This is a genomic window from Streptomyces sp. NPDC093795, from assembly GCF_044764665.1.
Taxonomy (GTDB): Bacteria; Actinomycetota; Actinomycetes; order Streptomycetales; family Streptomycetaceae; genus Streptomyces.
In genome coordinates this window covers 340,822-353,880 of sequence record NZ_JBIWIO010000010.1, presented here as the reverse complement: position 1 = coordinate 353,880, position 13,059 = coordinate 340,822, and the positions used below count along the sequence as shown (strand labels likewise).

The following is a 13,059-nucleotide window of genomic DNA, read 5'->3' as shown; positions in this document are numbered from 1 at the left end:
GCAGACCGCGGACCTGAACCCACGACGGCAGAGGTGAGCACCAGGCCTGCCGGAGCCCTCGACGTCTCATCGCTTACCGTGCACGAGCTCGTTAGGGCTGGCTCTGTCCGGATGCGCTTGAGAAGGGCTCTCGGCCCGTTTGTGTCGCTCATGACCGCAGCGTACGCCCTTTCTGAACACGTTCAAAAGCGGGGGTGGAGGTCATGCCGCTCACAGCCCGACGATCGCGTTCCACTTCTTCGCGAAGGCCTGCCGCTCCTCCGAGGTGATGTCCCGGGCGATCGCGAGCCTGTTCCGCATGCTCGCGTCCGGGAAGATCAGCGGGTCCTCCGCGAGGGCCACGAGTTCCTCGTCGCCGGAGTCCGCGAGGACGTTCTGGGCGGCGGGGACCGGGCAGACGTAGTTGACCCAGGCGGCGAGTTCGGCGGCGACCTCGGGCTCGTAGTAGTAGTCGACGAGCTTCTCGGCGTTGGTCTTGTGCTGGGCGAGGTTGGGGATCATCAGGGACTCGGCCCACAGTTCGGCGCCCTCCTCGGGGACGACGAACTCGATGTCCGGGTTGTCGGCCTGGAGCTGGATGACGTCGCCGGAGTACGCCTGGCAGGCCAGCACGTCGCCGGTGGACAGGTCCTTGATGTAGTCGTTGCCGGTGAAGCGGCGGATGTGCTTCGTGCGGACGAGGCCCTCGATCTGCTCGCACAGGGCGTGGAAGTCGTCGCCGGTCCACCGGGTGACGTCGACGCCGTTGCCCAGCATGAGCAGCGCGAATGACTCGTCGAGCCCGGAGAGCAACGTCACCTTGCCGCGCAGGTCGTCGGCCCACAGGTCCTTGGTCGAGCGGAGTTCCCTGCCGAGCTTCTTGCGGTTGTACGCGATGCCGGTGATCCCGGACTGCCAGGGGACGCTGTGCAGCCGCCCCTGGTCGAAGGCGGGGAGGCGCAGTTGTGGGTTGAGGTGTGCGGCGACGTTCGGCTGCGCGGCGCGGTCCATCTCCTGGACCCAGCCGAGGCGGACGAAGCGGGCGGCCATCCAGTCGCTGACGACGATCAGGTCCCGTCCGGTCTCCTGGTGGTTCATCAGGGCCGGGCCGATCTTCCCGAAGAACTCGTCGTTGTCGTTGATCTCCTCCGTGTAGCGGACGGAGATCCCGGTGCGCTCGCGGAAGCCGTTCAGGGTGGGGCGCTTCGACGTGTCGTCGTCGTCGGTGTCGATGTAGAGCGGCCAGTTGGCGAAGTCGAGCGTACGGTCGCGGGCGGACAGGTCGCGGCCGGCGCGGTCCCTCTCGTCGACGTACGCGGCGGGGACCCCGCATCCGGCGAGCAGGCCGGCGGCCCCGGCACCGCCGGCACCGCGCAGCAGGGACCGGCGGGACATGTTCTTCCTGGCTGTCGCTCTCACCCGAGCAGCATCCCGGCCCCCCGCGACCTGCGGCAATGGACGGTCCGTCGAGCGGAGGACCGCGGCCCCGACACCCTGTCGATCAAGGTGTCGGGGCCGCGGGGGTGGAACCGGAAGGGTCAGCCCAGGGAGGTCATGACGTGCTTGATGCGCGTGTAGTCCTCGAAGCCGTACGCGGAGAGGTCCTTGCCGTAGCCGGACTTCTTGTAGCCGCCGTGGGGCATCTCGGCGACCAGCGGGATGTGGGTGTTGATCCACACACAGCCGAAGTCGAGCGCCTTGGACAGGCGCATCGCGCGCGCGTGGTCCTTGGTCCAGACGGAGGAGGCGAGGGCGTACTCGACGCCGTTCGCGAACTCCAGGGCCTGGGCCTCGTCCGTGAAGGGCTGGACGGTGATGACCGGGCCGAAGACCTCGTTCTGCACGATCTCGTCGTCCTGGTTGAGGCCGGAGACCACGGTCGGGGCGTAGAAGTAGCCCTTGTCGCCGACGCGGTGCCCGCCGGCCTGGACCTTGGCGTGGGCCGGGAGGCGCTCGATGAAGCCGGTGACCTGCTTCAGCTGGTTGGCGTTGTTGAGCGGGCCGTACAGCACGTCCTCGTCGTCCGGCTGACCGGTCTTCGTCTCGGCGGCGGCCTTGGCGAGGGCGGTGACGAACTCGTCGTGGATGGACTCGTGCACGAGGACGCGGGTGGCGGCCGTGCAGTCCTGGCCGGCGTTGAAGAAGCCGGCGACGGAGATGTCCTCGACGGCCTTGTCGATGTCGGTGTCCTCGAACACGAGGACCGGGGCCTTGCCGCCCAGCTCCAGGTGGACCCGCTTGACGTCCTTGGCCGCCGACTCGGCGACCTGCATGCCGGCACGGACCGAACCGGTGATGGAGGCCATCGCCGGGGTCGGGTGCTCGACCATGGCCTTGCCCGTCTCACGGTCGCCGCAGACGACGTTGAAGACGCCCTTGGGAACGATCTGACCGATGATCTCGGCCATCAGGACGGTCGACGCGGGGGTCGTGTCCGAGGGCTTGAGGACGACGGTGTTGCCCGCGGCGAGAGCCGGGGCGAACTTCCACACGGCCATCATCATCGGGTAGTTCCACGGCGCGACCTGGGCGCAGACACCCACGGGCTCGCGGCGGACGATCGAGGTCATGCCCTCCATGTACTCGCCGGCCGAGCGGCCTTCGAGCAGGCGGGCGGCACCGGCGAAGAAGCGGATCTGGTCCACCATCGGCGGGATCTCCTCACTCGCGGTGAGGGCGATCGGCTTGCCCGTGTTCTGGACCTCGGCGGCGATCAGGTCCTCGGCGCGCTCCTCGAACGCGTCCGCGATCTTGAGCAGAACCCTCTGGCGCTCGGCCGGGGTGCTGTCACGCCAGGCGGGGAAGGCGGCCGCGGCGGCCTCCATGGCGGCGTCGACGTCGGCCTGCCCGGAAAGCGGGGAGGTGGCGTACACCTCGCCGGTGGCCGGGTTGACCACGTCGATGGTGCGGCCGTCGGCCGCGTCGCGGAACTCCCCGTTGATGTAGTTACGCAGCCGGCGCAGCTCGGTGGTCACTTGCCACCCCTCCTGTCACGTTCTGTCGTCGCACGTCCTTGTGCGTGTCCCGATGGGCGAGACACCCCAGGGTAGTCGCTCGACGGACGCTTTCAACAGCCCCGACCCCCTGTAACTTCGGATTCAGTGAGATTCGAGGCCTCTCACAACGAATTACATCGCTCCGGGGTTGCACGACGGCCAATCTCGGTGCACAGTGAAGACGTGGCCAGTCGAAGCACAGACTCCAGAACCGGAACCGGTTCGTCCCCGACGATCGACGCCGTCTCCCTGGCGATCATCGAACAGCTCCAGGAGGACGGTCGCCGTCCTTACGCGGCGATAGGCAAGGCCGTCGGCCTCTCCGAAGCCGCCGTGAGGCAGCGCGTCCAGAAGCTGCTCGACCAGGGCGTCATGCAGATCGTCGCCGTCACCGACCCCCTCACCGTGGGTTTCCGACGGCAGGCGATGGTCGGCATCAACGTCGAGGGTGATCTGGATCCGGTTGCGGAAGCCCTGACAGCCATGGCCGAATGCGAGTACGTGGTGATGACCGCGGGCTCCTTCGACCTCATGGTGGAGGTCGTCTGTGAGGACGACGACCACCTGCTGGATGTGATCAACAAGCGCATCCGCACCCTCCCCGGCGTGCGCTCCACCGAGAGCTTCGTCTACCTCAAGCTCAAGAAGCAGACCTATATGTGGGGAACTCGATAACCGTGACCCAGTCCCGAAGCGACCTCTCAAAGTCCGCCTACGACCACCTGTGGATGCACTTCACCCGCATGTCGTCGTACGAGAACTCGCCCGTCCCCACCATCGTGCGTGGTGAGGGCACCTACATCTTCGACGACAAGGGCAAGCGCTACCTCGACGGTCTCGCGGGTCTCTTCGTCGTCAACGCCGGACACGGCCGCGAGGAGCTGGCCGAGGTCGCGTACAAGCAGGCCAAGGAGCTCGCGTTCTTCCCCGTGTGGTCGTACGCGCACCCCAAGGCCGTCGAGCTGGCCGAGCGCCTGGCCGACTACGCCCCGGGCGACCTGAACAAGGTGTTCTTCACCACCGGTGGCGGCGAGGCCGTCGAGACCGCGTGGAAGCTCGCCAAGCAGTACTTCAAGCTGCAGGGCAAGCACACCAAGTACAAGGTCATCTCGCGTGCGGTCGCCTACCACGGCACCCCGCAGGGCGCCCTGTCCATCACCGGTCTGCCGGCCCTGAAGGCCCCCTTCGAGCCGCTGGTCCCCGGCGCGCACAAGGTGCCGAACACCAACATCTACCGCGCCCCGATCCACGGCGACGACCCGGAGGCCTTCGGCCGCTGGGCCGCCGACCAGATCGAGCAGGAGATCCTCTTCGAGGGCGCCGACACCGTCGCGGCCGTCTTCCTGGAGCCGGTGCAGAACGCCGGCGGCTGCTTCCCGCCGCCGCCCGGGTACTTCCAGCGGGTCCGCGAGATCTGTGACCAGTACGACGTGCTGCTCGTCTCCGACGAGACGATCTGCGCCTTCGGCCGCCTCGGCACGATGTTCGCCTGTGACAAGTTCGGCTACGTGCCCGACATGATCACCTGCGCCAAGGGCATGACCTCGGGCTACTCCCCGATCGGTGCCTGCATCGTCTCGGACCGCATCGCGGAGCCGTTCTACAAGGGCGACAACACCTTCCTCCACGGCTACACCTTCGGTGGCCACCCGGTGTCGTCGGCGGTCGCGATCGCCAACCTCGACATCTTCGACAAGGAAGGCCTGAACCAGCACGTCCTCGACCAGGAGGGCAACTTCTTCGACACCCTGAAGAAGCTGCACGACCTCCCGATCGTCGGCGACGTCCGCGGCAACGGCTTCTTCTACGGCATCGAGCTCGTCAAGGACAAGGTCACCAAGGAGTCCTTCACGGACGAGGAGACCGAGCGCGTCCTGTACGGCTTCCTCTCCAAGGCGCTCTTCGAGAACGGCCTGTACTGCCGTGCCGACGACCGTGGCGACCCGGTCATCCAGCTGGCCCCGCCGCTGATCGCCGACCAGGGCACCTTCGACGAGATCGAAGGCATCCTGCGCTCGGTGCTCACCGAGGCGTGGACCAAGCTGTAAGGGTCCCGGCAAGGTCCCCCCAGCATCACGCCGCCCTCACGGCGTGACCCCGGCCCGGGCATGCGGCCATCCGAGTGGATGGCGGCGGCCCGGGCCGTGTGCTGTCCGTACAAGCGGATCTGAATCCTTACGGTGCATCCCTGGCCGTGCCCTGGAACCTCACGGAGCCAGTGACCGACAGGCCCGTCTCTACGTTCCCCCGGACGGGGGAACTCAGATCGGATCCGACATCGAGGTGTACGCGATGGCCCCACCGGACAACGACGTGCTCTGGGCGCGTTCCCTGCACTGCGCCCTGGGCGGAACCGACGCGCTCAGCGGCGTCTCCCTCGGCGTCCGCGAAGGCGAGATCCTCGCCCTCGTCGGCCCGCGCGGCAGCGGCAAGACCACCCTCATGCGCTGCCTGTCCGGCCAGCTCCTCGCCCAGCAGGGCGAGGTCTGGTTCAACAGCAGCCCCGTGCACACCCTGGCCCCCGCCGCCCGCGAACGGCTCCGGCGCGACCGCTTCGGCTGGATCGACCCCGAACCCGGCCTCGTCCCCGAGCTCACCGGCTGGGAGAACACCGCCCTGCCGCTGCTGCTCCGCGGGGTCTCCCACCGGGCCGCGAAGACCGCCGCCATGGAGTGGCTGGAGCGCCTCGACATCGGCGCCTGCGCCAGGAAGCGCCCGCACGCCCTCACCCGGCCCCAGCGCCAGCGGATCGCCACCGCCCGCGCCCTGGTGACCACCCCCTCGGTGCTGTTCGCGGACGAACCCACCGCCACCCTGCACCGGGCCGAGGGCGCACAGCTCCTGCGCACCCTGACGGCCGCCGCCCGCTCGCACGACATCACCGTGCTCCTCGCCACCCACGACGGCGAGGTCGCCGCCCTCGCCGACCGCACGGTCGCGCTTCTCGACGGACGCAGGGTCGGCGCCGTACCCCCGGTGTCAGGGGCGGAGGGCGTCGCCGCGTGCTCGCTCTCCGCCTAGCCCGAGGGGCGCACCCCCTCGTCCTGACCCGGCGGCTCGCCGTCGCCGCCGCGGCCGCGGGGGTGGGCTTCCTGCTGCTGTGCACCCTCGGGTACGCCGTCGGGCACCCGGAGCGCTCCTCGGCGTCCGTCCTGCGGCTGCTCTGGTGCGCCCTGCCGCTGGCCGCCACCGTCCAGTTCGCCGTCGCCGTGGCCCGTACCGACCCCAGCACCCGCCCCCGGCCCGGGCTCTCGGCGGTCGGCCTCGGCCCCGCCCGGCTCACGGCGATCGCCGCCGCCTCGACCGCCGTCGCCTGCACCCTCGGCTCCATGGTCGCGCTGCTGTTCTATCTGCACCTGCGCGGCGACATCACGGGGCTGCCCTTCGACGGGGCCGCCGCGGAACTCCTCGCCGCCGACCAGCCGATCCCGCTCGCCGCGGCCCTCACCCTGCTCGCCGTGCTGCCCGTCGTCGCGGCCACGGCCGCGGGTGTGGCGCTGCGCCCGCGGCCGGCGCCCGCAGAACCGGAGGGCGCGGAGAAGCCGGTGCCGTCGGGGCTGCCGTGGGGCGTCGCCCTGATCGCGGTCGGCCTGGCGATCGAGACGTACGCGGGCCGGGGCGGCTCCGGGGGCGGCCTCCCGCTGCCGGGCCGCTTCGACGGCAACCCGGCGGGCGTCCTGGCCGGCTGGGTCCTCACCGCCTGCGGTCTCGCGATGGCCGGTCCCGGCATCACCCACGGCTGCGGCCGGCTCCTCCAGGCGGTGCGGCCCGGCGCCACCCGACTGCTCGCGGGCCGTGTCCTGATGGACGAGTCCCGCCGTATCGGCCGGCCCCTCGGCGTGGTGAGCGCGGTGATCTCCGGAACCCTCGCGGCGGCGGAGCTGTACGACTCGAAGGCGGGCTCCGACGCGTTCGGCCCGCTCACCAGCTTGGGCGCGACCCTGATCCTGGCCTGCACCACGGCCACCCTCCTGACCGCCGCGCTGGAGTCCAAGCAGGGCCGTGCGCACACCACCGAGGCGCTCCTCCGCATCGGCGCCCCGCCGACGGTGCTGCGCACGGCGGCCCTGATGCGCGCGGGCGTCCTGCTCGCGGTCTTCCTGCCGCTGACGTGGATCGTGGCGGAGCTGGCGGCGCTGCCGCTCACCGGCTGAGACCCGCACAGGGGGCCGCCCACGCGGGCGGCCCCTATCGTGAAACCCATGGCGACGCTTCCCCCGGCCCACCTGCCGCCCGGACCGCGCGGCCACGGGCGCGAGATCCACACCCTCGACGCGTTCGACACGGCGCTCGCCGGGCCGGGCTCGCTCGCCGGATGCCGGGTGCAGTCGGTCGACCTCGTCGACCGGACCTTCGCCCTGCTCACCGCGGTCACCACCGGCGCCGTCTTCCTCGGCTGCCCGATGGAACCGGAGGCCGCCGCCAAGGTCCGCGCCGACGGGGCGCTCGTCTTCCCGCCCGTACCCGACCTGCCCTTCGACCCGTACCGAGCGTCGCTCTACTCCCCCGAGGAGCTGTACGACGGGATCGCGGAGGCGGGTTACGAGGAAACACCCGACGCGCTCGCGTACGCGTGGTTCGGCTGGACCAGGGCCGACGGCGACATCTTCGCCTCGATGCTCCGCTCGATCCACGACGACGCCGTGTCCGACGCGCTCGACGAGCTCGTCGACGGCGCCCCGGTCGTCGGCGTCATGGGCGGCCACGCGATGGGCCGGGGCACGGAGGCGTACGCGGGCGCCGCCCGGCTCGGCAGGTCGCTTGCGCGCGCCGGACTCACCGTGGCGACCGGCGGCGGCCCGGGCGCGATGGAGGCGGCGAACCTCGGGGCGTACGTGGCGCCGCTGCCCGACGAGGCCCTGGGCGAGGCCCTCGCCGTGCTCGCCGAGGTCCCGTCGTTCACGCCCTCGGTGACGGACTGGGCCCGCGCGGCCTTCCGGGTCCGGGCCCTCCTGCCGCACGGCGGCGACTCGGTCGGCCTCCCCACCTGGTTCTACGGCCACGAGCCGCCGAACGCCTTCGCGGGCCACATCGCCAAGTACTTCGCCAACGCCACCAGGGAGGACGGCCTCCTCGCCCGCTCCACGGCGGGCGTCGTCTTCCTGCCGGGCGCGGCCGGCACGGTCCAGGAGATCTTCGGCAACGCGACCCCGAACTACTACGCGCTCCCCGGCGCCCCGACCCCGATGGTCCTGGTCGACCGCACCCACTGGACCGAGCGCCTCCCGGCCTGGCCCCTCCTGGAAGCCCTGGCCGCGGGCCGCCCGATGGCGCCCCGGATCGCCCTGGTGGACTCGATCGAGGAGGCACCGGCCGCGCTGGAACGGCTGGCGAGGGCGTAGCCCGCGGCAGGGCCTTCCGTCACTTCCGCCAGTACAGGTGGTGTGTCACGTCGCCGCTCGGGCTCGGCACGACATCGCGGTGGTACCGGTCGAGCAGCTCGTCGGGCGACTCCCAGAGCCGTGCCCCCGCTCCCAGCTTCACCGGCGCCACGGCGACGTGCAGGGTGTCGACGAGACCGGCGTCGAGGAACTCCCGGATCGTGGTGGCGCCGCCGCCGAGGCGCACGTCCTTGCCCCGCGCCGCCTCCCGCGCCGTGGCGAGGACCGTCGCCGGGTCACCGTCGACGAAGTGGAACGTCGTGTCCGAGAGCGTGAACGAGGGACGCGGGTGGTGCGTCAGGACGAACACCGGCGTGTGGAACGGCGGCTCGTCACCCCACCAGCCGCGCCACTCCTCGTCCGCCCACGGCCCACGCTGCGGCCCGAACTTGTTGCGCCCCATGATCTCGGCGCCGATGTTCCGGGCGAAGTCCCGCGTGAAGTAGTCGTCGAGGCCTCGGCTGCCGCCGGGGTCGGTGCGCCTGGGCCAGCTCGCCGTGGCCCCCGCCCACGCGAACAGCTCCCCCGGATCCGCGTGCCCGAACGGCCGCTCCAGGGTCTGGCCCTCACCGGCACCGAACCCGTCGGACGAGACCATGAAGTTCTGCACTCTGAGCAGCTGGGCCACGACTGTCACTCCTATGCGGTCGACGAAGACGACTTGCGTACGACAAGGAGACTCCCCCCGCGGGGAAAACTCATCGCACCCGCTACGGGGTGTCGTCTCCGAGCACCACCACGTCGTCCGCCCGGAAGACCACCCCCACCTCGGCGCCCTCCTCCGGCGCCTCCCGCAGCGGAAGCTCGGCGTCCAGCGGCGGGCCGTCCGCCGGGCGGAGCCGTACCTCCACATGGCTGCCCCGGAACGTCCGGGACTCGACCCGGCAGCTCAGGCCGTCGGTCGCGAGCCGTACCCCGCCCGGCCTGACCAGGAGCCGTCGCTCGCCCTGCGGCGCGCCCTCCGGCACCGGGATCCTCCCCCACACCGTGTCCGCGACCGCCCCGCTCACCCGCGCCGCCACCACGTTGTCGAAGCCCAGGAACCGGGCCACGAACTCCGAGGCCGGCCGCGACCAGACCTCGACGGGCGCACCCGACTGGGCGATGCGTCCGTCCCGCATGACCACCACCCGGTCCGCGAGCGCGAAGGCCTCGCCCTGGTCGTGGGTGACCGCGAGGACCGTCGTCCCGAGCCGCCCGAACAGCTGCCGCAGCTCCACGACGAGCCGTTCCCGCAGCCCCCGGTCGAGCTGGCCGAGGGGTTCGTCGAGCATGAGCAGCCGGGGCCGGGGCGCCAGGGCGCGGGCCAGGGCCACCCGCTGCTGCTCGCCGCCGGAGAGCGCGGCGACGGAACGCCGCTCGGCGCCCGGCAGCCCGACGAGGTCGAGCAGCTCCGCGACCCGTTCGGCCTGTTCGGCGCGGCCCGCCCCCCGCATCTTCAGTCCGAAGGCGACGTTGCCGCCGACGTCCCGCTGCGGGAACAGCTGATGGTCCTGGAACATCAGGCCGACTCCACGCCGGTGCACCGGCACGCCGTGCTGGTCGGCGCCGCCTAGCAGCACCCGGCCACCGTCGAGCGCCTGGAGCCCTGCGACGGCCCGCAGCAGCGTGGACTTGCCGCTGCCGCTGGGTCCGAGCACGCACACGATCTCGTGGTCGGCGACCTCCAGGTCCACGGCGTCGAGCGCGGCCCGCGCCCCGAACCGTACGGTCGCCCCGTCGAGTCTCAGCATCAGAACTCCCCGGTCGTCCGGTCGGTCCGGAGCCGTTCGAGCAGCAGCAGGGACACCGCGCACACCACCATGAGGATCGTCGAGAGGGCCATCGCCTGGCCGTAGTTGAGTTCGCCGGGCCGCCCGAGGAGCCGCGCCACCGCCACCGGAAGCGTCGGGCTCTCGGGCCGGGCGATGAAGACCGTCGCGCCGAACTCGCCGAGCGAGACCGCGAAGGCGAACCCGGCGGCGATGAGCAGCGCCCGCCGTACCAGCGGCAGGTCCACCTCCCGCCAGGCCCGCCACGGCGAGGCTCCGAGCACGGCCGCCGCCTCCCGCAGCCGTTCGTCGACCGCCCGGAGGACCGGCAGCATCGTCCGTACGACGAAGGGGACCCCGACCAGGGCCTGCGCGAGGGGGACGAGGATCCAGCTGGCCCGCAGGTCGAACGGCGGTTCGTCGAGGGTGATGAGGAACCCGAAGCCGACGGTCACGGCGGACACCCCGAGCGGCAGCATGAGGAGCGCGTCGAAGCCCCGTACGAGCCGTCCGGCGCGCCTGGTGAGCGCCGCCGCCGCGAGCCCGCCGATCAGGACCGCGATGCCGGTGGCGGCCACCGCGTACCGCAGCGAGTTCCCGATCGCCTCCAGGGGCGGTACGAGGAAGGTGCCGGACTCGTCGAGCGAGCCGAGCGCCCGGTAGTAGCCGAGCCCGTAGCCGCCGGGCCCCGCGAAGGAACGTTCCACGAGCACGCCGAGCGGCAGCAGGATGAGCAGCGCCACCGAGACGAGGACGCCCCCCAGCAGCGCCCACTGTCCGACGCCGCGCGGTCGGCGCGCGGTCCGCTCCGGCGGTACGAGCCGCAGCGCGGTCTCCCGTCTCCGTACCGTCCAGGCGTGCACGGCCAGGATCACGCCGACCGCGACGAACTGGACGAGGGTCAGGACGGCGGCCGTCGGCAGGTCGAGCAGCCGCGCGGTCTGCCGGTAGATCTCCGCCTCCAGGGTGGAGTACGCGTTCCCGCCGAGGATCTGCACGACGCCGAAGGAGGTGAAGGTGAAGAGGAAGACCATCAGGGCGGCCGCCGACACCGCAGGCACGAGGGCGGGCAGTGTCACCGTCCGCCAGGCCGTCCAGCGCGAGGCGCCGAGGACCCGGGCGGCCTCCTCCTGGCGCGGGTCGAGCTGGGACCAGAGCCCGCCGACGGTCCGTACGACGACCGCGTAGTTGAAGAAGACATGGGCGAGGAGGATCGCCCACACACTGGTGTCGAGCCGCAGCCCCCACAGCTCGTCCGTGAGCCCGCCCCGGCCGACGAGCGCCAGGAACGCCGTGCCGACGAGGACCGTCGGCAGCACGAACGGCACCGTGACCACGGCCCGAAGCACGCCCTTGCCGGGGAAGTCGAACCGCGCGAAGACATACGCCCCCGGCAGCGCGACGAGCAGCGTGAGACCGGTGGAGGCGAGCGCCTGCCACGCCGTGAACCCGAGCACGTCGAGGATGTCCGGCCGGCTCAGCGTCTCGCCGATCCGCCCGAACCGCCAGGTCCCGTCGGGTCGCAGCCCGCGCTCGACGATCGACGCCACGGGCCAGGCGAAGAAGACCCCGAAGAACGCGACGGGCAGGGCCATGAGCCCCAGCCGCGCCGCGCTCCCCCGCAGGTCGCGTGTCCCTCGTGTCACTTCAGGTGTGTCACTTCAGGACGAGCGACGACCACTGCTGGATCCACGGGTCACGCTTCTCGGCGATCTTCTCCGGCGCCATGGTCTCCGGCTTGTCGACGACCACGCCGTGCTTCGTGAAGAGCTCCGGCAGGGCGGCGTCCTTCGCCACCGGGTTGACGAACATCTGGAGCGGCATGTCCTCCTGGAACTTCTTCGAGATCAGGAAGTCGACCAGCGCCTTGCCGCCCTCCGGGTTCTTCGCCCCGTTCAGGAGGCCGGCGAACTCGGTCTGCCGGAAGCAGGTGCCGGTGGAGACGCCGGTGGGCGCCACCTTCGGCTGCGGCTCGCCGTAGAGCACCTCGACCGGCGGGCTGGAGGCGTACGACACGACGAGCGGCCGGTCGCCCTTGGCCTGCTTGCCGCCGGCCGAGCCGGAGAACTCCTGGTTGTAGGCGAGCTCCCAGCTGTCGACGGTCTTCACACCGTTGGCCTTGAGCTTCGTCCAGTAGTCCTGCCAGCCGTCGTCGCCGTACTTCGCGGCCGTACCGAGGAGGAAGCCGAGGCCCGGGGAGGACCGCTCGGGGTTCTCGACGACGAGGAGGTTCTTGTACGCGGGCTTCGCCAGGTCGTCGAAGGTCTGCGGCGGCGCCAGCTTCTTGTCGGCGAAGTACTTCTTGTCGTAGTTGACGCAGATGTCGCCGGAGTCGATCGGCGTGACCCGGTGCTCCTTGTCGAGCCGGTACTCGGCCGGGACGCGGTCCAGGCCCTTCGCCTCGTACGGGACGAAGATGCCGTTGTCGAGGGCGCGGGAGAGCAGGGTGTTGTCGACGCCGAAGAAGACGTCACCCTGCGGGGAGCCCTTGGTCAGGATCTCCTTGTTGACGGCCTCGCCGGCGTCGCCGCTCTTGAGGACCTTGACGGTGAAGCCGGTCTGCTTCGTGAACTCCGCGAGGACTTCCTTGGAGGCGTTGAAGGAGTCGTGGCTGACGAGGGTCACGGTCTTCGGGGCGGGCGTGCCGGACTTGCCCGCGGCGTCGCGGGTGTCCTCGGTGCCGCAGGCGGCGAGGGTGGTGACGCCCAGCGCCGCGGCGAGCGCGGCGGCGGCCATCTTCTTGGTGCTCACTGAGATTCCTCCTGGGTGTGACCAGGAAGAGACGCGGCCCTGCCCACGACCGGCGGACCGGGCGCGGGCAGGGCGCAACAGCTTGAGTTAACGACCGAACTTCCTACCCAGAATGACCTGGGCAAGGTTCAGAGGGTCTGCGGTCCTACGGTGACCGCACTCTCAGCGCTGTGGCGCTCCCCTGTCGGAATATGGAGATGT

The 13,059-nt window shown here is 71.1% G+C and carries 11 protein-coding genes and 1 riboswitch; of the genes, 5 read left to right on the top strand and 6 right to left on the bottom strand.

Annotated features, from left to right (window positions below):
- Nucleotides 1-210 precede the first annotated feature (210 nt).
- Together ACIRB7_RS26715 and ACIRB7_RS26710 are read right to left on the bottom strand one after the other, a co-directional pair.
- Nucleotides 211-1,374: a spermidine/putrescine ABC transporter substrate-binding protein gene (locus ACIRB7_RS26715; protein ID WP_403603294.1), complete on the bottom strand. Its 1,164-nt coding sequence runs from the start codon at nucleotides 1,372-1,374 to the stop codon at nucleotides 211-213.
- Nucleotides 1,375-1,517: 143 nt separating this feature from the next.
- Nucleotides 1,518-2,954: a gamma-aminobutyraldehyde dehydrogenase gene (locus ACIRB7_RS26710; protein WP_403603255.1), complete on the bottom strand. Its 1,437-nt coding sequence runs from the start codon at nucleotides 2,952-2,954 to the stop codon at nucleotides 1,518-1,520.
- A 189-nt stretch (nucleotides 2,955-3,143) separates the two neighbouring features.
- Between ACIRB7_RS26710 and ACIRB7_RS26705 the strand changes: the two genes are divergently transcribed.
- The 5 genes from ACIRB7_RS26705 to ACIRB7_RS26685 all read left to right on the top strand — a co-directional run bounded on the left by ACIRB7_RS26705 (nucleotide 3,144) and on the right by ACIRB7_RS26685 (nucleotide 8,317).
- Nucleotides 3,144-3,650, top strand: coding sequence for an Lrp/AsnC family transcriptional regulator (locus tag ACIRB7_RS26705; protein ID WP_351214840.1), 507 nt, complete (start codon nucleotides 3,144-3,146; stop codon nucleotides 3,648-3,650).
- Nucleotides 3,651-3,652: 2 nt separating this feature from the next.
- On the top strand, nucleotides 3,653-5,023 hold the full coding sequence (locus ACIRB7_RS26700; protein WP_403603253.1) for an aspartate aminotransferase family protein: 1,371 nt from the start codon (nucleotides 3,653-3,655) through the stop codon (nucleotides 5,021-5,023).
- Between the two features lie 244 nt (nucleotides 5,024-5,267).
- Nucleotides 5,268-5,996 (top strand): ATP-binding cassette domain-containing protein, encoded by a 729-nt coding sequence (locus tag ACIRB7_RS26695; RefSeq protein ID WP_351214843.1) that lies wholly within the window; start codon nucleotides 5,268-5,270, stop codon nucleotides 5,994-5,996.
- Nucleotides 5,978-7,129, top strand: a complete 1,152-nt coding sequence (locus ACIRB7_RS26690) for a hypothetical protein (RefSeq protein ID WP_403603251.1) — start codon at nucleotides 5,978-5,980, stop codon at nucleotides 7,127-7,129. Before ACIRB7_RS26695 ends, ACIRB7_RS26690 begins: the two co-directional genes overlap by 19 nt.
- 48 nt (nucleotides 7,130-7,177) lie before the next feature.
- Nucleotides 7,178-8,317 carry an LOG family protein gene (locus ACIRB7_RS26685; protein ID WP_403603249.1) on the top strand — a complete coding sequence of 380 codons (1,140 nt, stop codon included), beginning with the start codon at nucleotides 7,178-7,180 and terminating at the stop codon, nucleotides 8,315-8,317.
- Between the two features lie 19 nt (nucleotides 8,318-8,336).
- On the opposite strand, the gene ACIRB7_RS26680 is transcribed toward ACIRB7_RS26685, so the two are convergent.
- The 4 genes from ACIRB7_RS26680 to ACIRB7_RS26665 all read right to left on the bottom strand — a co-directional run bounded on the left by ACIRB7_RS26680 (nucleotide 8,337) and on the right by ACIRB7_RS26665 (nucleotide 12,843).
- The gene (locus ACIRB7_RS26680; protein WP_403603247.1) at nucleotides 8,337-8,984 is read right to left on the bottom strand and encodes a dihydrofolate reductase family protein; all 648 of its coding nucleotides are present in this window, start codon (nucleotides 8,982-8,984) and stop codon (nucleotides 8,337-8,339) included.
- 82 nt (nucleotides 8,985-9,066) lie between these two features.
- Nucleotides 9,067-10,089, bottom strand: coding sequence for an ABC transporter ATP-binding protein (locus ACIRB7_RS26675; RefSeq protein ID WP_403603245.1), 1,023 nt, complete (start codon nucleotides 10,087-10,089; stop codon nucleotides 9,067-9,069).
- On the bottom strand, nucleotides 10,089-11,702 hold the full coding sequence (locus ACIRB7_RS26670) for an ABC transporter permease (protein ID WP_403603292.1): 1,614 nt from the start codon (nucleotides 11,700-11,702) through the stop codon (nucleotides 10,089-10,091). The genes ACIRB7_RS26675 and ACIRB7_RS26670 overlap by 1 nt, the downstream gene beginning before the upstream one ends.
- A 61-nt stretch (nucleotides 11,703-11,763) precedes the next feature.
- Nucleotides 11,764-12,843, bottom strand: a complete 1,080-nt coding sequence (locus ACIRB7_RS26665) for a thiamine ABC transporter substrate binding subunit (protein WP_403603290.1) — start codon at nucleotides 12,841-12,843, stop codon at nucleotides 11,764-11,766.
- A 97-nt stretch (nucleotides 12,844-12,940) separates the two neighbouring features.
- Nucleotides 12,941-13,051, bottom strand: a riboswitch (TPP riboswitch).
- Nucleotides 13,052-13,059: the final 8 nt, after the last annotated feature.

Bases quoted from the DNA above. Each gene is read 5' to 3' on its own strand.
- ACIRB7_RS26715 (WP_403603294.1), bottom strand. From the start codon at position 1,374: ATGTCCCGCCGGTCCCTGCTGCGCGGTGCCGGCGGTGCCGGGGCCGCC.
- ACIRB7_RS26695 (WP_351214843.1), top strand. From the start codon at position 5,268: ATGGCCCCACCGGACAACGACGTGCTCTGGGCGCGTTCCCTGCACTGC.
- ACIRB7_RS26685 (WP_403603249.1), top strand. From the start codon at position 7,178: ATGGCGACGCTTCCCCCGGCCCACCTGCCGCCCGGACCGCGCGGCCAC.
- ACIRB7_RS26675 (WP_403603245.1), bottom strand. From the start codon at position 10,089: ATGCTGAGACTCGACGGGGCGACCGTACGGTTCGGGGCGCGGGCCGCG.
- ACIRB7_RS26670 (WP_403603292.1), bottom strand. From the start codon at position 11,702: ATGGCCCTGCCCGTCGCGTTCTTCGGGGTCTTCTTCGCCTGGCCCGTG.
- ACIRB7_RS26665 (WP_403603290.1), bottom strand. From the start codon at position 12,843: ATGGCCGCCGCCGCGCTCGCCGCGGCGCTGGGCGTCACCACCCTCGCC.